The sequence below is a fragment of the Leptospira interrogans genome (assembly GCF_900156205.1).
GTDB classification, from domain to species: domain Bacteria; phylum Spirochaetota; class Leptospiria; order Leptospirales; family Leptospiraceae; genus Leptospira; species Leptospira interrogans.
Genome location: NZ_FTNA01000006.1, coordinates 41,273 through 63,734 on the forward strand (window position 1 = coordinate 41,273; position 22,462 = coordinate 63,734).

Annotated in this window: 17 protein-coding genes; 8 read left to right on the plus strand and 9 right to left on the minus strand. The window is 34.6% G+C overall.

What is annotated here, in order from left to right; genetic code table 11:
- Positions 1 to 18 precede the first annotated feature (18 nt).
- Together BW942_RS06835 and BW942_RS21415 are read left to right on the plus strand one after the other, a co-directional pair.
- Positions 19 to 393: a DoxX family protein gene (locus BW942_RS06835; RefSeq protein ID WP_001020127.1), complete on the plus strand. Its 375-nt coding sequence runs from the start codon at positions 19 to 21 to the stop codon at positions 391 to 393.
- A 495-nt stretch (positions 394 to 888) separates the two neighbouring features.
- Positions 889 to 1,026, plus strand: coding sequence for a hypothetical protein (locus BW942_RS21415; protein WP_002082620.1), 138 nt, complete (start codon positions 889 to 891; stop codon positions 1,024 to 1,026).
- A 206-nt stretch (positions 1,027 to 1,232) separates the two neighbouring features.
- On the opposite strand, the gene BW942_RS06840 is transcribed toward BW942_RS21415, so the two are convergent.
- The 4 genes from BW942_RS06840 to BW942_RS06855 all read right to left on the minus strand — a co-directional run bounded on the left by BW942_RS06840 (position 1,233) and on the right by BW942_RS06855 (position 8,934).
- Positions 1,233 to 5,429, minus strand: coding sequence for an adenylate/guanylate cyclase domain-containing protein (locus BW942_RS06840; protein WP_001066610.1), 4,197 nt, complete (start codon positions 5,427 to 5,429; stop codon positions 1,233 to 1,235).
- A gap of 307 nt (positions 5,430 to 5,736) precedes the next feature.
- Entirely contained in the window at positions 5,737 to 7,461 is a 1,725-nt protein-coding gene (locus BW942_RS06845; protein ID WP_000759726.1) for a GMC oxidoreductase, read from the minus strand.
- 28 nt (positions 7,462 to 7,489) lie between these two features.
- On the minus strand, positions 7,490 to 7,936 hold the full coding sequence (locus tag BW942_RS06850) for a hypothetical protein (RefSeq protein ID WP_001129998.1): 447 nt from the start codon (positions 7,934 to 7,936) through the stop codon (positions 7,490 to 7,492).
- On the minus strand, positions 7,921 to 8,934 hold the full coding sequence (locus BW942_RS06855; RefSeq protein WP_000118553.1) for a hypothetical protein: 1,014 nt from the start codon (positions 8,932 to 8,934) through the stop codon (positions 7,921 to 7,923). Before BW942_RS06855 ends, BW942_RS06850 begins: the two co-directional genes overlap by 16 nt.
- Before the next feature lie 1,584 nt (positions 8,935 to 10,518).
- Between BW942_RS06855 and BW942_RS06875 the strand changes: the two genes are divergently transcribed.
- Positions 10,519 to 11,445 (plus strand): cation diffusion facilitator family transporter, encoded by a 927-nt coding sequence (locus BW942_RS06875; RefSeq protein ID WP_000509832.1) that lies wholly within the window; start codon positions 10,519 to 10,521, stop codon positions 11,443 to 11,445.
- A 486-nt stretch (positions 11,446 to 11,931) separates the two neighbouring features.
- Here the strand turns inward: BW942_RS06875 and BW942_RS06880 are convergent, their stop codons facing one another.
- The 4 genes from BW942_RS06880 to BW942_RS06895 all read right to left on the minus strand — a co-directional run bounded on the left by BW942_RS06880 (position 11,932) and on the right by BW942_RS06895 (position 14,911).
- Entirely contained in the window at positions 11,932 to 12,438 is a 507-nt protein-coding gene (locus BW942_RS06880; RefSeq protein WP_000116457.1) for a PaaI family thioesterase, read from the minus strand.
- Between the two features lie 532 nt (positions 12,439 to 12,970).
- Entirely contained in the window at positions 12,971 to 13,603 is a 633-nt protein-coding gene (locus tag BW942_RS06885) for a biosynthetic peptidoglycan transglycosylase (protein WP_000810588.1), read from the minus strand.
- Between the two features lie 415 nt (positions 13,604 to 14,018).
- Entirely contained in the window at positions 14,019 to 14,687 is a 669-nt protein-coding gene (locus tag BW942_RS06890) for a RibD family protein (protein WP_001087012.1), read from the minus strand.
- A complete protein-coding gene (locus tag BW942_RS06895) occupies positions 14,684 to 14,911 on the minus strand; it encodes a (2Fe-2S)-binding protein (protein WP_000378416.1) in 228 nt (75 codons plus the stop codon). The genes BW942_RS06890 and BW942_RS06895 overlap by 4 nt, the downstream gene beginning before the upstream one ends.
- Before the next feature lie 149 nt (positions 14,912 to 15,060).
- Here BW942_RS06895 and BW942_RS06900 point away from each other — a divergent pair, with 149 nt between their 5' ends.
- Together BW942_RS06900 and BW942_RS06905 are read left to right on the plus strand one after the other, a co-directional pair.
- Positions 15,061 to 16,398 carry an MFS transporter gene (locus BW942_RS06900; RefSeq protein ID WP_001152295.1) on the plus strand — a complete coding sequence of 446 codons (1,338 nt, stop codon included), beginning with the start codon at positions 15,061 to 15,063 and terminating at the stop codon, positions 16,396 to 16,398.
- Positions 16,399 to 16,513: 115 nt separating this feature from the next.
- Positions 16,514 to 16,723, plus strand: coding sequence for a hypothetical protein (locus BW942_RS06905; protein ID WP_000863678.1), 210 nt, complete (start codon positions 16,514 to 16,516; stop codon positions 16,721 to 16,723).
- A gap of 737 nt (positions 16,724 to 17,460) precedes the next feature.
- On the opposite strand, the gene BW942_RS06910 is transcribed toward BW942_RS06905, so the two are convergent.
- On the minus strand, positions 17,461 to 18,255 hold the full coding sequence (locus BW942_RS06910; protein WP_001026144.1) for an LIC13212 family protein: 795 nt from the start codon (positions 18,253 to 18,255) through the stop codon (positions 17,461 to 17,463).
- Between the two features lie 44 nt (positions 18,256 to 18,299).
- On the opposite strand from BW942_RS06910, the gene BW942_RS06915 reads away from it, so the two are divergent.
- From BW942_RS06915 to BW942_RS06925, 3 genes are all read left to right on the plus strand, one after another.
- Positions 18,300 to 19,568, plus strand: a complete 1,269-nt coding sequence (locus BW942_RS06915; protein ID WP_000603129.1) for a hypothetical protein — start codon at positions 18,300 to 18,302, stop codon at positions 19,566 to 19,568.
- A gap of 73 nt (positions 19,569 to 19,641) precedes the next feature.
- Positions 19,642 to 20,226, plus strand: coding sequence for a cytochrome C oxidase subunit IV family protein (locus tag BW942_RS06920; protein WP_000418707.1), 585 nt, complete (start codon positions 19,642 to 19,644; stop codon positions 20,224 to 20,226).
- Positions 20,227 to 21,251: 1,025 nt separating this feature from the next.
- The gene (locus tag BW942_RS06925; RefSeq protein ID WP_000148686.1) at positions 21,252 to 21,935 is read left to right on the plus strand and encodes an LIC_13215 family putative lipoprotein; all 684 of its coding nucleotides are present in this window, start codon (positions 21,252 to 21,254) and stop codon (positions 21,933 to 21,935) included.
- Positions 21,936 to 22,462 lie beyond the last annotated feature (527 nt).

Sequence of the window (22,462 nt, forward strand, 5' to 3'; positions counted from 1 at the left end):
ATATTTAAGGAAGTAAATATGAATATTTTTTTATGGATTCTTCAAATCCTTTTGGCACTACATACCGTAATAGGTGCGGTATGGAAATTTTCTAATTCCGAACAAACTGTATCTTCCCTAAAAGCAATTCCACACACAATTTGGTTAATAATGAGCATTATTGAAATGTTTTGCAGCCTAAGTCTAATCCTCCCGGCATTAAAAAAACCTCTAGGCATTCTTACTCCTATTGCGGCGATCTGTATAACCACGGAAATGTTATTCTTTTCTGTATTACACATTTATTCCGGTGACACAAATTACGGTCCTATGATTTATTGGCTTGTTGTAGCCGCAATATGCGCATTTATTGCATACTGTAGATTTTTACTAAAACCTATTCACCTAACATAAATTTGATGTAAGAGACAATTTTCTAAAAATATTTATTCTTACAGACCAAAGTCTCTTGTCCAGGGAAATCCCGGGTTTTTTTATGTTTTAGTGTAAAATATAAAAATATCTTAGAATGATTAGAACTGGCGTTTTAAGCAAAAATAAAGTATTTTTGAGATAATTGTAGATGTATAATTCCCACAGATTAAAGTCGTATTGACTTGCATCGAGGTTTAAAACAGACTTTCTCGTGTGAATGTTTGTAGCAGTTCTCGCAAAAGATCTTATTCTATCTACAGCCCAAAATTTACAGTTTTTACTTTACTCTTTTAGAATATTCTCTCTTCCAATTTTATCTACAAGCTGACGTTCAAATAACGTGAGTTGCGACCTAAAACGCGATCCGTAGAGAGCGTTGTGTTGAGTTTTCCCTATTTTTGGGTGGGGTGGTAAGGTTCGGAAAATTTTTCTCTATCAGAAAAACATACTTTTTGCAAGTAAAAAGACTCATTCTTGTCGGAACACTTAAAAAATGTACGTTTTGATCCTTCTCATTCTAAAATCCTATTAACTTGTGGGGTTAGTGATGGTAGAGAACGTTTTACTGAGTTTCTTAAACTCAATGCTGCTTCTCTACAGGTCGCAGCCTAATAATCGCTTTCGCATTGGATTTTAAGGGTACAATGGCACATTCATCGAACTTACTGAAACAACCCTTGTGATAAAAATTTAGGCACTCAACTTTATAAAGACGAGTAACACGAAAAATATCAAAACTAGAAACAAAAATAATATTAGAATTTTAAATTTTACTAAATCATAAGTGAGCACAAATTTAAGAAACTTGTGCTGCTTTTTTACAATTGAATCTTATCCAATCGTTTCAGATCCGCTTTCGCTCCTAATTCGTGGAGAATTTTTTTAGATGTGGAAATACGCTCCGTATCGCCATCGCCTAGAAGCTCTCCAATTTCATACAATGCAGTAGCATATTCCCAACGATTTTGGGTGTTGGAAAGAAAAGATTCCGCCTCTTTAAAAATGGCTTCTGCTTTTTTACGCTTTCCGGAATGAAACAATAACTTACCTTTTAAAACCAAAGAAGGACCATACAAATACGGAAGTGATTTTCCAAGTTTTAATCCATTCTTAAGTCCATAGTTGATAATTTTAGTAAGATTCTTATTTCCGTTTTCCATTTGCGCATACAATGCGGCTTCCGCAAGATACACGTTTCCGATTTGAAGCTGAGGAAATTTCACTTCACATTTTAGAAATCCTGCATAACTTCTTCTAGCCCATAACTCTGCTTTTTCGGGCCAGCCTTCCAAAATAGAGAGCTTCAATAATTTATTAATCGTAGAAAGTTCGTTCATGACGTCGTTTTCTGAGGCGGCTCTTTCCACTTCTACGATCAGTTTTTTTTCAAGTTCAGGAGGTTCCACCTCTCCTAAAAGATAACCGAAATACGGAGACCAAATCCGAGTCCATCTAAGTTGTAACTGAGCACCTAAATCACTAGCGATTTCTCCAATATCGTCAAAGTATTGTTTTGCGGTTCTAAAATCAGATTGAAAATAGTAAAGAAATCCACTAGAAGAAAGTGCGGACAAAAGATCCCACTTCTCTCCGACTTGGCGATAAATAGAAATGGAATCTTGAAGAAATGGAAGTCCTAATTCGGGACGATTGAGCATCATATAATACCCACCTTGCACCAAAAGACTGATTGCCCTCGCATAAGGATCTCCAGTTTTTTCGGCGAGTTCTCTTCCCTTCAGTAAAAAATGTTTTGAAGGTCCGAATAAATTCATTCCCACAAAAACTTGCCCAAGAGCACATTCCGCAAGAGAAGAACGAACCGGATCTTCAAATCTTTGAGTCGCATTATATTGAGTAAATACGGACCAACCAAACTTTTTTACGTCTTTCATAATATACATTTTTGCTAATGTAGCTAAAATGATACATCTAAGTCTCAAACGTTCCGCTTTATTGGAAGAAGTATAAGAAGGACCAAAAAAAGAGAACCTAAGAACTAAAGTAAGTTGTAATACAATTTTAAGAATTGTATCAGGTCTACTTCCAGGTGGACGAATTCCAGTAATTCTTAATGCGTTCTCCAAGGTTTCCATTGCACGGGAAATATCATCCTGCTCTTGATAAACCTGACCTAAACCAGTATAAGAACGAATCAAATTGAGAGTAGATTTATTTTCCAAACATTCTTTAAAAAGAACTTCGGCGATTGAATACTCACCGAATTGACGATGAACGTGAGCAAGTTCCAATTTGATTTCGTAATAGGTTTCGCTTTTCGTTTTTTCGAACTGAGCAAGTGTCTCCAAAGTTTTACCGTAGTGATATATCGCATCTCTATTTGCGTATTTACTTCTTGCCTTACGAGCTGCCATCAGAGAATATTTAGAAGCTTTTTCAAAATCAGAACACTGTTGATAGTGAAACGCAAGAATGTCCGCCATTTCCGTTAAATTGTTTTCGTTTTCTTTTTCGATAAACGAAGCAATTTTCTTGTGAAGGTCTTCCCTGGTAGAATGCAGAAGAGTATTATAAACAATATCTCTAATTACGATATGTTTGAATATATACGTAAGAGGTTCCGTAACTTCAAGAGGAGTCAGATCCAAACCTTCTAAACTCTGTAGAATATTATCAATCTGCGAACGAAATTCAACGGGTAATAAGTGATTAAGAGTGTCAACGTTAATCAAACGACCGATTACAGAAGCGGTTTTCAAAACGATTTTCTCTCTTTCTTGAAGACGATCCACACGAGCAAGTAAAACGTCGTTTAACGTATTTGGAATTTGGATGTCTCTGGTTTTATCAGAAGGAGAAAGTGTTCCATCTTCTAATTTGATAAGAGTTCCTTCTTCAATCAAATTGTGTACGATAGATTCAAGAAAGAACGGGTTTCCGCTGGATCGATTGAGAATCTGATCTAAAAATTCTTCGTGGCTTGTATCCAGTTTAAATTTATGAATGAGAAAATCTTTCGCTTCTTCCGATTTAAATTCTTTTAAACGGATGAGTTCTTCGTTCGGAGCAACTGAGTCTTCCCCAAACTGCCCCTCCGGTCTAGACACAAGAAGGAGCATCACCTTCATCTCAGACAATCGGAACGCTAACTTTTCCAAAAGACGACTAGACAATTCATCAATCCAATGAACGTCTTCAAATACGAGCATCAAAGGTTTTTTATTTGCGCGTTCCTGTAACAAAGAGATGATAATTTCAAACAATCTTTCATTCTTTTGTTTCCGATCGATTTCTCTAGTCAGAGGATCTTCTTCTACGGAAACCCCCATCAAAGCGACTAACGCTTTTGCCCAAGCAATGTCAAAAGAATTCAAATTTTCTAATGCTTTTTCTGCCTTGGCAACTCTCGCCTCCGTAGAATCGTCTTCGAAAATTCCCAAAAATAAACTTAATAATTCCTTCCAAGGGTAAAACGGAGTGAATTTTTCGTAAGGATAACAATAACCGATTAAAATCTCCACGTTACGATCGTATGCCTGATCAATAAACGTATTGGTTAGTCTAGATTTACCAAGACCCGCATCCGCAATAATTCTACAGACCACTCCTCCTTTTTCTATGGAAGAATCCAACATCTTATGCAGACGATCAATCTCTTCTTTTCTTCCGATCATTTTATCCTTATACTGGATCAAAAGTCCCGGAATATTTTTTTGTTCAGATGTTAGTTGAAATACCTTCTTAGCACCAGTTACACCTTTGAGTTCTACGTCACCTACTTCATGAAAGGAGAAATTCTTTCCTAATTTACTCTTCGTTTGAAAATCGATTAGGATTCCGCTATATCCGGATAAAGTCGCAAGTCTTGCGGCGATATTCATCATTTCGCCGATGGCAGTAAAATCCTTTCTAAAGGGTGCTCCTAAATCCCCGCAATAAGCCATTCCGGTCGAAATACCAATTTGTAAATTCTTGGCCGCAGAATAATTAGAAGCCCCTTCCATCAGTCGAACCGCAAACCGAGCAGCAAGAGCTTCTTTATTTTCCAACGCCGCTGGAGCTCCAAACAAAACGCTAAACACCCCTCCTTTATCGGAAAGATCTGTAAGTACAAAAGTTCCTGAACAAGAAGCAGCAACACTTTGAACATAAATAAAAAAGTCATTAAAGTTTTTGGAATCAGAATGAGATTCCAAAGGTGCGTCGATTCGTACGAACACAGAAGCTACTTCTCGATAATCTCCAGAGAAAGCCTTATGAACACTTGTTACCCTTTGATACAATTCCGGAACAATAAAACGTCTACAACGTTTGAAGAAACGCTCGTCGGAAAATCTTTCTTCCGTAGTGGAACGAGAAGGGGGTGGAACTGAGTTCTCGCATTTTTCGCAATCGATTAAACGAAAAAAATCCGAATTAACGTTCTCACCTACTTTAGAAGCAGGAAGAAGATTCCAAAGACTCGAACTTAGGATAATGTCTCCACCTAACGCTTGTTTTTCGGCTGCAATGGATTGATCCACCGGTGCTCCCGCAATCACGGCTCTTAAAAATCGATCTTGTTCTCCCAATATAAATTCTTGATATACTCCGTAAGCTAAACCAACTCGGGCTGGAAGATTTACGGTTTCTCCTAAAAGTTCGTTGGAACTATATTCAGCAATTGAATTAGAAATTCCTAATGCACAATTTGCGACGCGAAGTGCAGCCTCTTCGGCGGTCTCCCCTTCTCTTTTTTCAAAACTGACTAAAACAGAATCTCCAGCAAATTGATAAACAGCTCCGCCCCATTCATTGAGATGTTTTAACAATCCCGTATAATAATTGGAAAGAACAATTTGTAAAGCGTCGATTCCTCTTGTACCTTTAGCAGCCAAAGCGAGAGTTGTAGGTGTAAAACCCACAACGTCGAAAAACAAAACAGCCCCTTCAAAAGACTGAGACCTCTGTAGTTTCGATTCACCAAAATTCGCCAGTCTTCTAACAATTCCGGAGGGTAAATAAGGTCTGATCAATTCCAATGTGTCTTTGAAAGATTCCGTTGTGTTATTCATAATAATCCTAAAAACGAATATTATTTTCGTGCATTCAATTTTGCAAGCTTGATAGACAATCGATATGTCTTAAGAGTCCATAACAAAACCTCAAGTGAAGTCGCCTAAAATCATTCGGTAAATTTTTAACAAAATGCAATAATTTATACAGATTACGTCTCTTAACATGTTTGAGAACGTTATTTTTTTGTTATTAAACTTCGCAGTAGTTCCCACAAATTAAGTCTCCTTATTTTGATTTATCCAAGAACCTATAAAAAGTATGAGTTCCCACATTCTCTATATTATAAAGTTATATCCATCTTAGCTAAAGATTGGCAGTCGGTTTGATTCCTGTAATTCCCTCAGCGACTTTTTCAGAAAGAGCAGCAATTGTCATAGAAGGATTTGCCCCAATCGCAGTAGGAGAAAGACTTCCATCTGCAACGTAAAGGCCTTGATACGAAAAAACCTGTCCAAACGTTTTAAAATCTGCAGACGTTACCGAATTGGTTTTAGAATTTCCAAGAATACAACCACCAAGTGGATGCACAGAAACGTTATTTCGAATCGGCCATGACCAAGTAGGAAGTGGAAAATAAAAATCAGTTTTGATAAACGAAGCAAAGTCCTTCATCACACTTAAAATGGCTTCATAAAGAGACATATTATTTTTCTGAGGCCATTGAATCTGAAGATTCTTTTTACGGTCTAAAACCATTGTACCATCCGCTCGATCGATTCCCATACACAACAACACCGCAGACGTATAAGAAAGGTCACCTTTCAACAGTTCGCCCATCAGATAACCTATCTTTCCGAAAATTTTTCCATTTAGAAATTTTTTAAAAAGTTCCACGAACTTATGAAAGAAAAATCCAATTCTTAAAAACCATGGAACAGAAGCCGCAGCAAAATAAGAAGCAAAGACTGGATAACTAGCATCTTGAAGTATAAAAGCCTTTTTAGGATTATAACTCTTAAATAAATTATAATCGGTATATTGAGTGATCACCGGACCGTAATTCGGATTAGCAGGTTCTTTTCCTTTGATCGCAAAAGATAAAAAATCTCCGTTGCCTGAAAATTGTTTTCCTAGATGATCCGAAATGTCTGGAAGTGTTTTAAATTCTTCCTTACATTTTAAAAGAAGTTCAGTACTTCCTAATGTTCCTGCGGAAACTATTACACGTTTTGTAATGACGGAGATAAGCTCCCTTTTTTGATCGGAAAAATTTCTAAAATAAACACGATACCCGTTTTCGCCGTGATAAGAGGAATTATCATTTCCATCCGGCCCAAGAGGAACAATTTTTTGAACCAGCTGTTCCGTTCTGACTTCCGCCTTATACTTATTCTCCGCAACAAAAAGATAATTTAGATCTAAAGTATTTTTAGAATGAGTATTACATCCTATATCACATTCCGCGCAATACGTACAAGAAGTCTGAACAGCTCCGTATCTATTTTTTTCTTGAAGTCCTATTGGAGTTGGTTTTTTAAAATCGTTTCCGAAAAATACGTTTATGTCCGCCAATTTAGATTCTCTGCCAGTGTGTTTTGCAAACTTTTGGTAAAGAGTTGTTCGAACAATTTTTCTACGAGGATCATCGTTTAAAGGAATTGGCCTGGAGCCCAAAACGTCTTTTACAATTTTATAATACGGTGTTAAACTTTTCTTTTTTATGTTCGCAGGCCAACGCTCATCAAAGATATGATCCGGAGGTTCTAAAAATACATTCGCATAAATCAAGGACCCTCCGCCAAGTCCGGCAGAAATAACCACATCCATATTTTTGTAATTTCGAATGTCAAACAAACCCGTCTGATTTAATTTCGAAAGTTTTTTAGGACGAACTTTGGAACTGTTCTCCTCTGGAACATTCCAAAAATTCTTGGACATATCGTGAGGGGAACGAGGGAAAGAGCCCTTGGGATAACGTTTTCCACGTTCTAAAATCAAAACTTTACCCGGCCATTTTTTACTCAATCTACAACCGTTCACGGCTCCGCCAAATCCAGTACCAATTACAACCGCTTCGTATTTTTTCATGACAACCCCGAATAAGAATATTTATATATTAAAATAAACTAAATTCAAAATAATTCAGAAGGTATAGGCCAATGACCAAAGCTCCTAAAAAAGAAACAAACGAAAATAGAAAATGAAGTTTATCTACTTTTTCCAGAGATCGGAATCCTTTATAAATCCTCTTTGTAGACCACTTAGGCAATTCTTCTAGTTCATCTCCCAATTTGTGAAGATCTACAAACGTCAAAAGAATGAGAACCGAAGTTAAAATCAAAAGGAGCGGATTGATAGCACCGGAAACGGTACAAAAAACTTCTCCTGTATAACTCAAATTACCCCAACAAAAAAAAGTACGAAGCGAAATCCAAGCGATCAAAATGGGAAATCCTGCAAATACGATTAGTATTTCTCCCAAAACAGATTTCTTTTTTACTTTTCTTTTTCTTTTTTTACGAGGATGTTCTTCTTCGTCTACTTTACTTAAAGATTTTGCCATAAGTCATCTCCATCATAGAGTTGGATTTGTTTACGGGAGTTTTCGTCTTGAAAGTAACCGAGGCGTTTCCAAACGTCCAAAGAAACTTGTTTATAAATTTTCCAAGACTTACCACAATCGGGAGTAAAAGGAATATCTTTTTGTTCCACTACTCTTTGAACGTATTCTTGACAGTTGACAGCCGGATAACGGTCTTTCTGTATCGGATTGTATCTTGGAAAAGAATCAGACTCCCTCAATCGATGCAAAAGAATTCTTCTTAACCTGTCTTCGCATTTTCTTCCGAAAATACAATGCCAAGGATAGTTGTTTCCGGTAAGTTTTCTGGCTTTTTGAAAGTCATCTTTAATTACAATTTCCTTTAAATCGGAACGAAATAAACTAGGAATCCCTTTTGCATATTTCTCCCATTCTAAAACTCTATCATCGTTGTAAACTGGATGATCCGGCAAGGTCATATCCGAAGCATGTCCCCTACCCGTAGGATACATCTTTTTAGAATTCAGTAATTTACGATGTGCGAATGAATCTCCCAAAAGATGAAAAGCAAAACCTAATGCGCATAATTTTTCGGGGGACTTTTCATTTTTAGAAGTAAGTTCAGTGCGTAGTCGATCCAACGTTACAATGGCAACATTTCGTAGATGTTCGCTATTCCCGCCGGTTAGACCGTGTAACAACTGTTGTACTTCAGCCATTCTGCCTAAAATTTCAGAAGAACCCTGATCTGTAAAAACCCAACGAGTATAATCCAAAGGATATTTGAGAGCAAACTTTTGATATACTGAAATCGCATCCAACTCGGGAACTTCATCCGGAAGCTGAGTGCAAAAAGCGACAAGTGCAGTTTCTTCTTTGGTAAGAGGAGAAGAAGTCTGAAAATTATTTAAAACGGTTTGAACCGTATAAAAATGTCCATCCTCTTGATACGCATTTAAACCGTGACATAGTAGAATGGAGAAAATCGAAACGTATAAAACCAACTTCTTCCAAGACATAGATCGACAATGAATACTTTTTTTAACAACAATTGCAACAATTGTTTCGATTTCAGATGACTTTCTAGATATTTTTTAAAAGAAGTTTTGAAATCAAATATTCAGACTTTAGCACATCAATATCTTAAGAATATGGACTGATGTTCAGAACGATAGAATCAATCGTCCAAAATTCGTCTCTAAACTGAGACTAATCTTAAAATTCATACTTATAAACCAATTCAAAAATCTTAGAATCGGCATTTTAAGCAAAGATAAAGTATTTTTGAGATAAATTTATTTACTCTACGAAGATCGTTTACAACTTATATAGATGAAAAAATGAAATGAACGATGGATCTTTGTAAAACGTATCCGCTATACTTCTAAATTGATTCCTTTATTAAAAAAAAGATTCTAAATTAATGCGAGTTCGACGTAAAAAAATTAGGGCGAATCCGGCTTGCCGCAGGCAGCCGGACCGGGCTCTCAGCTCCGGTCAAGTTATTGTGAAACTACAGAATCAGATTCAATTTTCATAAAATACCAATAACTTGACCTCGCATCGATCCCTTTCGCGTTAACTTAGAGTCGTTGGAAAATGAATTCTCAATCTGTTTTTATTTCATAGAAACGGTAAATTGAAGCAGTTTTGCTAACCGCGTTTTCAACAACTCTATTCTAGGTTTCTAAACAAACTTATAATATTATTGTATGAGTCTTACTCAAAACTAAAAAATAGAATGAACAAAATTCTACGTTAAACGATAGATTTGTCTCAAAATTTATCCCAGAACTTATTTGTAATATATTAGAGTTGTTGAAAAATTCTATAGTGGAGTTTAACAAAACTACTTCAATCAACAGTTTCCATACAACGGAAATCGATGGCGAATTAATTTTTCAACAACTCTATTTTACTAATCTCTATAAAATTGAGTACCGTTAATTTTATCACAAAACACTGATTCCATGCAAAATATTAGGTACTTTATTATATAGTTATGAGTAATAAAAAAGGATAGAAATGTGAATTAAGAACTCACCCAAAACCATCCAATGTGGGAACTACTACGAAAATTAGACTGCTTGAAAGTTCGCAAATTACCAAATGCGGCCTGTCGAGCGCCCACAGAAGCGATGCATTGAGTTTCACAAAAATGTAGAAACTACTGCAGTTTATTAAAAATTTCTAAAGAATTATCGCATAAAATTCTTTGAGGTTTTTGGATAAATTCTTAATAAAAAAGGATAGAAATGTGAATTAAAATAAGATCTTAAATTTTTAGGTTTGAATTCCCAACAAATCTTTAGAGTATATAAATGATTCCATAGGAATTGAAATGTTTCTAGAGCAAATCTTTAATATTGATTCCTTAAAAACCAAATCATCAGTCAGTTTCTAAAAAATTTTTAACAAAGTGAAAATTTACACATAACAAAGACAAATTACTTCATAAAAGTCTAATAAAATAGAACAAATCTACCATTCAGATGACGAAAAAATTTTCCTTCTAGAGAATCGATTCTCAACAAAGAGCCTATTTTTCAGTTTACAAACCCGTAGCTTCTCTAATCTGAGAATGGTATCGTTTTCAAAAACTCATGGGACATCATCATTCGCATAACCATTCTCACGATCATTCCCACAATCCCCATTCTGAAAATGCGGGTAAAAGTCTTGTGATCGCAATGATCTTTAACCTAGTTTATGCCGGGATCGAAGCCGGAATCGGCCTAACGTCCGGATCTCTTGCCTTACTTTCAGATGCGGGTCATAACTTAATGGACGTAAGTTCTTTGTTACTGGCCTGGATCGCAATTAAATTGCAGGAAAAAAAACCATTTCCCGGATTTACTTACGGTTGGAAAAAATCTACAATTTTAGTAAGTCTACTCAATTCCATTCTCATTTTTGGAACCGTGGGTTTAATTGTATACGAATCGATCGAAAAGTTATCTAAACCTAGTTCCGTTCCGGGTGGCATGATCGCCGCAGTGGCGTTTGTAGGTGTTTTAGTAAATTTTTCTTCTTCTTTTTTATTTCATAAAAGTAAAGACCAAGACATCAACATGAAAGGCGCTTATTTACACCTTCTCGCGGACGGATTAGTATCCTTGGGAGTAATCATTTCCGGTTTGTTGATCCAGTGGCTCGGATTTTTTTGGATCGATCCAGTTGTTGGTCTTTTAGTAGGATTGGTAATTCTTTATGGTAATATTCCGCTGTTTAGGCAAAGCCTAAGATTAAGTTTGGATTCCACACCAGAAACGATCCAATCTGGAATCGTAGAAAAGGAACTCAAATCTATAGAAGGTGTATTAAATATTCATCATATTCATATTTGGTCTTTAAGTACAACCGAAAATGCACTTACCGCACACCTCGTTTTAAAAAATGACCTTACTTTTGAACATCAGAGAATTATAAAGTCCAAGGCAAGAGAAATTTTAAAAGGTTTAAAAATCGAACACGTCACATTAGAAACAGAAGAAGAAAGAGAAAACTGCGAACAAATTGATTGTAATTGATATTTCTCATCAGGACCAAATCTTTCACTTTAAAACATTCAATTATTATAATATATAGAAAATTCGCCGTAAAAAATCCATGATTCATTTTTCTAAAAAACGCGAATTTGACGTAAAGGAATCCATGATTCTGAAAAAAGTTAGAATCTAAACTTTACAGATCAATTCTTTAAATGTGGGAACTACTACAATTAAAAAGATAGAAGTTTATAATAATTGAATCTGTAGTATCCAAGTGTGGTCTATTACAAAACTTAGGTTTGTACGTAAAAATGACGTGAGGTAACTACCGCAAATCACAATTTTACAAACAAATTCCGAAATTGTAGGAACTCATATTTTTAGAAAATTTTTTCCCGTTTTCTTACGTCGGTTCGCGTTAATATAATAAGAGTGCAGATTAAAAAATACGGGTAAATCGCTGATAAATTTCATATCTAAAATGGACTGCAAAATCAGTTAATACAAAACTTAAATTCGGAAATTTTAATCTTCTTGTTCTTGTTTACTCGTCATTCTTTTTAACATTGATTCTTGTAAAATCAAAACGCTTGTAGTAGAAATCGCAACGAGTTTATTTTTAGGATTTCTAACTTCTGCTTGCATTGTCATCATAGCCGGAGATTTAGAAACAACTTTCGCTTCGATCAAAACGTATTCGTCTTTTGGAGAAAAGGTTCTAAAAAATTGAGTGGATAAATCTGTTGTAACACAAGGTCTTTTAGCCGCAAGATAAGAAAGAGGACCAAAGGTATTATCTAAAGCAGTACAGAGCATCCCACCTTGAAAAATCCCAACTGGGTTTGTAAAACGAGAATCATAAGGGATTCGAACTACAAGTCTTTTAGGAGGTTCAAATTCAACGAACTCAGCTTTCATCTCCTGAAATGATTTGGGCGGAAGTTCAAGACTAAGACCGTATTCTTTGAACATTTTATCCGCCATCTTGTTCATATCACTCCACGCTTGTGTTACAGATTCAGAAACCGACATGTTTATACTTCCGTTCTTTCATAAATTTAAGATTTTAGACGTTTCAAAAAAATCCTCATCTTTACGAATTCTTGAAATCAATATAACTCCTACAAACATCTTTTTCAGAGTTTATAGTCTTTTTCAAAATCTTTAAAAAAGTTGGAGTTTAAGACTTTTCAGAAAATTCGACAAACTTTAGAATAAGTTCTAACTAATTTAACGTGAGTTCGACGTAAAAAAATTAGGGCGAATCCGGCTTGCCACAGGCAGCCGGACCGGGCTCTCAGCTCCGGTCAAGTTATTGTGAAACTACAAAATCAGATTCAATTTTTATAAAATACCAATAACTTGACCTCGCATCGATCCCTTTCGCGTTCAATTACATCATACGACTTTCTAAAATTTTGTTCGCAAAATGTTTTTTGTTTTCGATTTTTTTGTAACCAACCTAGTTATAAAATTTTGAATATTTGGATTTTCTTTCTATGAATTCACATGCTAAAGCATAAACTATTAAATAAGTATTTTATTATGTAGCTCTGAGCAATATTTATAGGTTCTTTGAAAGCAAAACAACTTCTTCTCGAGTGTAAGCATCCGGTTTTTTTAAAATCTGAATTAATGCCTTAAACTGGTTAGTTTTCAGATTGGTTGGTTTCTTTTTAAAATAATATTTAGAAGCCTGATTCAATCCGTTCATTCCTCTACCCCAATAAACGCTATTGATATAATATTCTAAAATGGTATTCTTTCCAAGCTCATCTTCCAATGCAGAAGCAATTTGAATTTCTTTCCACTTTCTAGATAATGATTTTTCCCGAGATAAAAAAAGAGTTCGGGCCAGCTGCTGTGTGATTGTACTTGCACCTCTAATTTTTCTAAAAAATAAAACGGAAGAAATCAGACTAGAGTGAATATCAGAAATAGAATAACCTCGATGAGAATAAAATCTTTTGTCTTCCACCTGAACGGTATAAAAAATCCATTCCTCAGGAATCTCAGAAAGTAACACCCATTCCAATTCTAAGGGAACTGATTTCTTTTGATCTGGTAAATAAATCAGTCGATCTTGTTGTATTAAAATTTTCTTTCCCGGAAAGAATTGTTCGTAAATTAAAACTCCTACAAAAAAAATCAGAAGAAACTTTAAACAGAAAGTATAAAATAGTTTTTTTTGTTTCATAAAAAATCACATTAAATTTGTTTCATTATACTTCTTTTGTTTTGTACTAAGGTTGTTGAAAAAATCCATATTTCAAACGATTCTGCCCATTCCATTCATTTTAACTAAAAAATAAAAGAAAATTAATCTTTCAACTCTATCCATTTTATCTTTAAAAAACATTTAAAACTTATCTCAAAACCTCAAAGAATTTTACACGATCATCCTTTAGAAATTTTTAATAAAGTACAATAGTTTCTACATTTTTGTGAAACTCAATGTATCGCTTCTATGGGCGCTCGACAGGTCGCATTTGGGAACTTTCAAACAGCCCTAATGTCGTTTAATTTTCGTTGTAGCTTCCACACTGAACTGTTTTGGGACAAGTTCTTAATACAAAAAGCAAAACCTGACATATTACAAAATTTAAAAAATATCAAGGCCGAAAAAACATTTCATTTTCATAAATTAGAAAAATCTCATTTTCTAATGTTTCTGAAGAAATTAAATTCCATTTTTTCAAATCAAAGTCCAAATACTCCTCGCGCCCACCCGTAATCGAAGGAAGATCCTTTTTTCCGATTATAAAAGGAACGATCGTAAGATAAATTCTAGAAACTAAATTCAACCGAAAGAAAGAATCGTTTAAAGAAGGACCACCTTCTAAAAGAATTTCCCTATAACCCATTTCGGAGAGAACCTTGAGAGCTTTTAAAGGACTCAAATCATTTCCAGAGATTGGAACGATCTGTGCGCAGGAAGAAAGATTTTCTTGGATCAAATGATGATTTTCGTCTAAACAAAAAATCAAAGGTGGTATTTTAGAAAAACGGAATACTTTTTTGTCTTTTGGAATCGTTCCGGATCTGACCAAGATCACCGGACGAGGATCTTGAACGTTATCAACATAACGAAGATGAACTACAGGATCATCATTTAAAATTGAATTTTTTCCTAAAATTAAGACTTCCGCCTTGGAGCGAATTTCATCCATTCTTTTCTTATCATTTCTGGAAGAAAGTCCGTACCACCTTCCATCTGGACGAGAGACCTTCCCGTCTAGAGTCATAGCCATATTGACGGATACGTTTGGAAGAGAATTCATTCTCTCGAAACTTTAAGTTCTTTGGCTAAAATTTTAAGAATCGCACTGGAACAAGTTCCACAACCAGTTGAGACACCGGTATCATCCATGAGTTTTTGAAGTGTATCATTTCCATTTCGGATAGAAGTCAAAATTTCTTCTTCGGAAATTTGATTGCATACACAAACCTTTCGAGGGCGCATGAGTTGATATAAATCAACTTGATTGAAAAAGGAGGAATCCATATTCTTTTATTTTATTGGACGATGTCTTTCATTCAGATTAAAGACTCCGAAAATCCTATGCAAGAGAAATTTTTTACGGTTTTCATTTGACACCCTGTTTTCAAAAAAATAGCCTTCGAAATTTCTGATCAAAAACAGAAAGGCAAACCATGCAAGACATTAAAAGAGCCCCATTTCGAGAAATTCTCGGCTGGTGCATGTTCGATTTTGCGAACTCATCTTATACGACAGTCATCATTAGTGTAACTTACGGAATCATTTTCAGCCAATTGGTAGTCCCGGCTTCTTCCAACCAAGAAAATCCGTTCGAATACGGAAATCTTCTTTGGTCAATCGCCCTTGCAATTTCCTATCTTTTGGTAGTTGTAACAGGTCCGATATTCGGAGCAATTACAGATTATTCGGCGCGGAAAAAACAATTTTTATTTTATAGTTACGTTTTTTGTATCATTTCAACAGGTGCACTTTGGTTCGTAATCGCTCCGGGACAATATTTCCTAGCGTTTATTTTAATCATCTTTTCTAATTTCTTTTTTGCATCCGGTGAAAACTTTGCTTCCAGTTTTCTTCCCTATTTAGGACCGAAAGAGGATCTAGGTAAAATTTCCGGTTATGCTTGGGGAATAGGATACTTCGGAGGAATTGCTGCGGTTGCGTTAGTCAATACTTTAGGTCCGAAAACAATAGATAACTTTAGTAGTCTCCGTTTGGTTGGCCCTTATACCGCATTTTTCTTTTTATTTTCCGGAATTCCAACCTTTCTTCTTTTGAGAGAATATACCGCAGGAAAAGAAAAACCGGCCGGACTTTCCTATCTTAAAATCGGAGTGGAAAGGGTCACCTCCACTCTAAAAGAAATCCATAAATTCCGAGACATGGCTTTGTATCTTGTATCTTTGTTTTTTGCAATGGCGGCGCTCGGAATCGTAATCAGTTTCGCTTTTATTTACGGAGCTCAAGAAATTAAAACTCAAAAAGAACACGAAATCGCTATGTTTTTATTGATTCAACTTTTTGCGGCGATCGGTGCGATCATATTCGGTTTTATTCAAGATAAAATAGGTGCAAAGAAAACTTTTAATATTACGCTTTTATTATGGATTGCTTGTCTTCTATTAATCTATTGGGTAGAAGATCTAACAACATTCTTAACCGGCATCGGAATTCCTACTACAAAACAATGGGTATTTGTAGGAACTACTGTATTTGCTGGGGCAGGTCTTGGAGCTACACAATCCGCGAGCCGTGCAATTGTAGGTCTTTTTGCTCCGGAATCTAAATCAGGAGAATTTTTCGGTCTTTGGGGTTTATCCGGAAAAATAGCCGCTGCATTTGGTTTAGTTGCAGTAGGAGGATTACAGGTTCTTTTTGATTTAAGAAATTCCTTTTTAGTAGTCTCTATTTTCTTTATCGTTTCTCTTTTAATCAATTTTCTTGTAGATGAAAAAAGGGGAATTCAAACGGCAATCGACTATAAAGAAATCTAATAAGAATCACTTGCATTTTTTAAAAAAGAATCTATTTTAAACTATATATGGATTCTTTTTGAACGTTTTAAGTTGATTTCTTTAAAAGTAATCTCCATAAAAGGAAAAAGACAAGATGGCTTTTGAAACCGAAGACGAATTCGAATCTCACCAAAGTCAAAGAAGATTAGCTTTATCTACAATTGATGAATTAACTCAGACAAAATTGGATTTGTTGGAGGCAGGAAAAGAAGTTCCAAGATTTATCAATTTAGCAATCTCTTATCTCAATAAAAAATACCTAACTCAAGAAAAGGTCATCAGTGATTTTTTAATCAAAAAATAAAATGAGGAACTCCCCAACTCGGTCACAAAAAATGAATGTTTAAAGATCTGCAATGCGACTTAATCTGCGAGAACTACCACAAATTTATATTTTAACGTGAATTCGTAAAGAAATCCATGATTCATTTTTTTGAAAAAAATTGGGGTCTGGAATCTGCAGATTTTTTTCTAAATGTGGGAACTATCACAGAGTAAACTTTCTCCTTCCCTCTGAAATCTGATCTCTATCTACTAAATTGTAGGAACTCATACTTTTAAAAAATCCTTTCTCGTTCTCTTATACCAAACTCACGTTAAATAACGTAAATTAACGCGAAAGGGATCGATGCGAGGTAAATAAATTGAAGCTAAAGATGAATGTTGTATAACGTTTCCTATATACAATTTATTGACCAGAGCTGAGAGCCCGGTCCGGCTGCCCGTGGCAAGCCGGATTCGCCCAGATTTTATTACGCCGAACTCACGTTAGATAATAATCGCTTTTGCATTATTAATTTAGAATTAATCGCCAAACATCGATTTTATGCAAAAATTAATTAGGCGATCTTTCTTTTTGAATTTTGAGCGTGTCCCAAAACCTCAGAAAATTTTAGATGATAATTTTTTAGAAATTTTTAATAAAATGCAGTAGTTCCTCTACAAATTAAATTGCATTTGGCAACTTTCAAGTAGTCTAATGTAGTTCAATTTTCGTAGTAATTTCCACGTTAGACGGTTTTGGGACAAGCTTTTTTAAAATCACTGAAATTCCAGCATTTTAGAGATCATCATCTTCTGGTCCAATTCCATAGTGTGGAGTCTAAGACTTACCATCTTATCTACTTTTCTCAAATATCTTTTATATTGGAGAATGATCTGTTTTTGTTTGTTATAAGGAAGAGGATTAACCGCCTCATTCAACTTTGTGGTAACACTTGCTGGAACGGGTTGAATCGGATTATCAGGCCAAAGAAAATCGGTATCGTGACTCGAAAAGAATTCTAAAAGAATTTCACTGTTGTTGTTCGGAGTTCTTTTTCCATCTCCTAAAAAAGTAGGTCCTTTGGGAGAATTATTGATAAGTCTTCTCATCTCTCGAATAAAAACCTCTCCTTTTGCATTTGTTCTTTTAAATTGAAGAATGATTTTTTCCAAAGACTTGCCATCGGTTCCAGGATAAATGTAAATCTTGGACTGATATAAATACGTTTTCGGATAATCGGCAAAAGATTGACCAAGACCTAAATCCAATTGAAGATATTGTTTATTTTCCTTATCTTGAAACAAAAACTTAGCGGCTTCCCGTGGTTCGTCTTCAATATATCGAAGCGCTTTTTTATACGTTTCGTTTCCAAGTAGATTATTAATTTTAAGAATATTTCCGGCAATCGAAGCGTGTAAATTATCTACTTCTATATCCGTAAAACCACCTTTGCGTACCGTTTCGATCTGTCTTAATTCTTCCTTTTCTTCTAACGTTAAAACCTTGTTAGGTGCCGCTCCTAAACCAAAAATGGTAAGAATAATCAGAAATGAAAAAATACGGATGTTCATAGATTTGCCCTTATTCAGATTATCGAAATTCTGATCCCTCATTCTTGATTTTACAAACTAAAAAATTTCAACGTATTATGACTCGTTATTGCAGGTTTAACGGATTTTTTGAAGAAGAATTAAGGTCCTCCCATATAGCACCTGAAAAATTAGATTTAAAAAATCGGTCTTTAGAGACTTTATTTTTTCTTTTCCAATCGATCTGTAATCCTTCTACGATTCAGTTTTTACACGAACTTCCAGATCCAAGTTGGATTCGGTTTTGGGAAGACAGAGGAATCCAATTTTGCAATTTCCAACTTCTCAAAAGAAACTCAAAGAAAATTTTTCAATCTTCTTCTACCATCGATCCGATTCGAACCTGGGAAGAATGGGGTTCCGTTTCCGATCTAAACGACTCGGGTGAAATTCTTTTTTCTTTGGAAAAAGCAAGTTTTTCCAAAAGATTAAACTCTAAGATTCTTTTGACCCGTTGGAAATCAGAACAAGGTTTTCAAGATATTCCCTCAAAAATTTTAGAAAAACCTTATGATCTTTCCGATTTGATTTTCGAATGGTCGGAACTACAGACTGATAAGATTGTTCTTAAACCGGAATTTAGTTTTTCGGGAAGACATAAAATTCTCAAATTCATTTCTATCGCTTCAGAACAGTGGGAAAATTCTAACCTTCAAAAAGAATCTTCCTGGTTTCCCTGTGTTGCACAACCTTGGGTTCAGAGAATTTATGATTTTTCGTGCCTCTATGATTTTGCGATTGGAGTTCCCACATTTTTAGGGAGTACGATTCAAATCTGCGATGAAAAAGGAAGCTATAACGGCGCTTATATTACTTCCACAAAAGAATCTGAATTTTTCTTTTTTCTATTAGAACCGATCGTAAAAAAATTATCCGAAAGTTTTTCTCCAGAATACCAAGGCCCAGTTTCAATCGACGGGTTTGAGTTCAATTCTCAAAACATAAAAAAAATACAAAGAATCAGCGAAACCAATTACAGATGGTCTATGGGAAGAATTCTATTCGAACTTTCTAAATCCGTTTTCTTCCAACAAAAAAGAAACACGTTTGGAGACAATCTTTCCATTCTTACTTTGCCTTTGAAACAAACGATTCCGAATTATTCGGAATGGATTTACGATTGGGGTCAATCTCAAGAAATCGAAATTTTTCCTTTAACTCCGGACCGTTTTGCGTCCGGAAAATCGTATGGGACTTCTTGGGTTCTTTTGAGATTTTTAAAAAATTCAGAGGAAAAGATACAATACAGAATCCAAAAGTTTTATTCCAAATGGAGGAAACGAATTCTTTACTGAAATGTACTTGAGGCTTTTTCAGACCCTGACAGTATGTCCTATAAACCATCCGCAACCAACTTTAGGATAAAAAATGGAACTGTTTTTAAACTACGCACTTTACGTAATCGTCAGCATTGGATTTTTAATTCCCTTTACCGGATTTGTAATCGGAGCCGGAACGATTATCAAAGCGACTCTCGTGGGGTTTGCCGTTAACTTTTCTTCTCAAGTTTTAGAAGAAAATAAACTCCAAGACTTTATCGAAAGAAACAAAGACAACAAATTAGGAAAGTTTCTTCAAGAAGTAGTTCTAAAAGGCCAAGAAAAATTAAAAAGTAGTCCTACTAAAGAGGCTCACAAAGAAGAAAGCCACGGTTCGCACCATGTCATTTCTGTTAAAACTTATTCTCTAATTTTTGCTACTTTGATTTTCTTTACATTTGTCACCGTTTGGGTTGCGGGTATCGACTTCGGTGCGATGAACGTAATCATAGCAATGGCGGTAGCAACTGCAAAAGCTTCCTTAGTTCTCGGATATTTTATGCATCTTAAATATGATACTTTGATGAACAGGGTCATCTTTGGATCTGGATTTTTCTTTCTTCTATTATTGTTTGGGTTTTCTGCAGCAGATATTTTTACAAGATTTAAGGTTTTACTTTCTTTCGCATTCTGATCAATAAACACTAATCTTTTAAAAAGTTCAAAAGCCGATCGTGGAGATCGGCTTTTTTATTTCTAGAAACCATTTCGAAATTGAATTCATAGAACAACTCGATTTAAATTTGGGTAAAAAGCTCAGAGAATTCTTTTTAAATAACGCAAATTCAGCATAAGAAAACGAGAAAGAATTTTCTAAAAGTACGAGTTACTACAATTTTAGAATTTGTTCGTAAAATCATGATTTCGGGAGTTCCCACATTTTAGAAATCGAGATCGCAACTTTTTTTAGAAAAATGAACCATGAATTCTTTACGTTGAATTCACGTTAATTAGAAACTTAGATCAAATTTAATTGTTTTAGTTATCTCTTTTCTGGTTTTAAATGTGAAACTTCTCACATTGGAATAGTGAAATAATTTCGATGTAAAAAAATATCATAGAAATACTTTTCTAAAAGTAGTAGTTACTCTCACAAATTTTGTCTCATTGAAGTCTATCATTACTTTTTGAACGTCTTTGGATTATGAAAAGTTGTAGTAGTTTCCACAAATCCTAGGTAAAATCTCTGCCTATTTTTAAAGTCATATTTTTTGATGATTTGGGTGAGATACATTAGAATTATTGAAAAATTAATTCTCCATCTGTTTCTATTTCATGGAAGCGGGCAATTAAAACAGTTTTGTTAATCTGAACTATGGAATCTTTCAACGACTCTATTTTATTTTTGTATTAGTTCCTACAAATTAAAGAATTAGAATATTCTTCTATAGAATAAGTGTCGGAGCAATTGTTTATTTGAGAATTTGTCCCCAAACCAGTCGAACGACCTAAAACGCGACCCGTAGGAAAGCGTTTTGCTGAGTTTCTCAAACGATTCAATTGAGTTTCTCAAAAATGTGGGAACTACGAAAATTTAACGACGTTAGAACTGCTCGCAAATTGCCAAATGCAACCTGTCGAGCGCCCATAGAAGCGAGACGCTGAGTTTCACAAAAATGTAGGAATACTGCATTTTATTAAAAACTTCTAAAGAATCAATTGACTCACTTTTCTTTATCTAAGATTTTTTCATTTTCCGGAGAATTCTTTATGAAATACAATTTAATTCGTATTCTATTTTTCTTATCTATCTTAATACTTATAATCTTGAGTTGTAAAAAAGAACATACACTTCATCCGGATACACAAGTGATTCAAATTCCAGCTCTCGGACTTGGACTTGACTACAAGGGCTGGTATTTTAGCAGCAATGAAACTCTTTTAGATCAAACGGAAAAATCTATATCGAACCCAGAGGTCAAAAAGGCTCTGGAAGTAGTAGAAATTAATTTTTTTCTATTTGAATATCCTCAAAGTAGTGCACAAGCCAAACCATTTAATACGAACATTAATTATACGATTGAAGATCTTTCTAAACAACCAAGGGAAACTACCTTGGATGATTATGCTTCCGCAATAACCGGATTTTATCCGACAGTATTTCAAAAATACGAAATGATCAGCCCTCCTAAAAAATCTAAAATTCACGGAATGGAAAATTTACTTTTAGAAGGCAGATTTGAACAATCCGTTGATGGTAAAAATGTAAAAATTCACAATTATCAAAGGATTTTTATCGTTAATAAAAAAGCTCACGTTTTTACGGGAACATTTTTAGACAAAGATTCAAGATCTAAAGGTCCCAAAGTTTTAGAAGTTTTAACTAAATTTGTTAAATTATAAATTCAACTTCAAATCGTACACACTCAAAAATATATAATAGAGTCCAATTTTCAAACGGAGATTCTTTTAAAGTTCAAGCCTTATTGCAATCAGTAAAAAATTAGTATTATAAAATATACTAAAATAGTAAATCGATACTTTTAAGTATTAAAGCTGTTGAAAAATTCCATAATGGAGATTAGCAAAATTGCTTCAATTTTCCATTTCAATACAACAGATAGAAAATTAATTTTTTAACAACTCTATTATAGAAATAACCTATTCTGACCTCGTAAATTTTAAAGATGCTCACATTGTAAAAGTGACAATTTTTTATACAAACAATCAAAAGATCTTTCTAATTTCGTCGTCTGATGACATTTAAAACATGTTTATTTAAACATAAAGTTAATGCTTACCCAGATGAGCTCAATTGGAATTATAAATTAATATTGTAGCAGACAAATATAAAAGAAGATGTTTTTTTTGAACTTGGCCTACGGCCCTTGTTCATACTTACTGATCCACATAAAATTGCTTACTGTAAA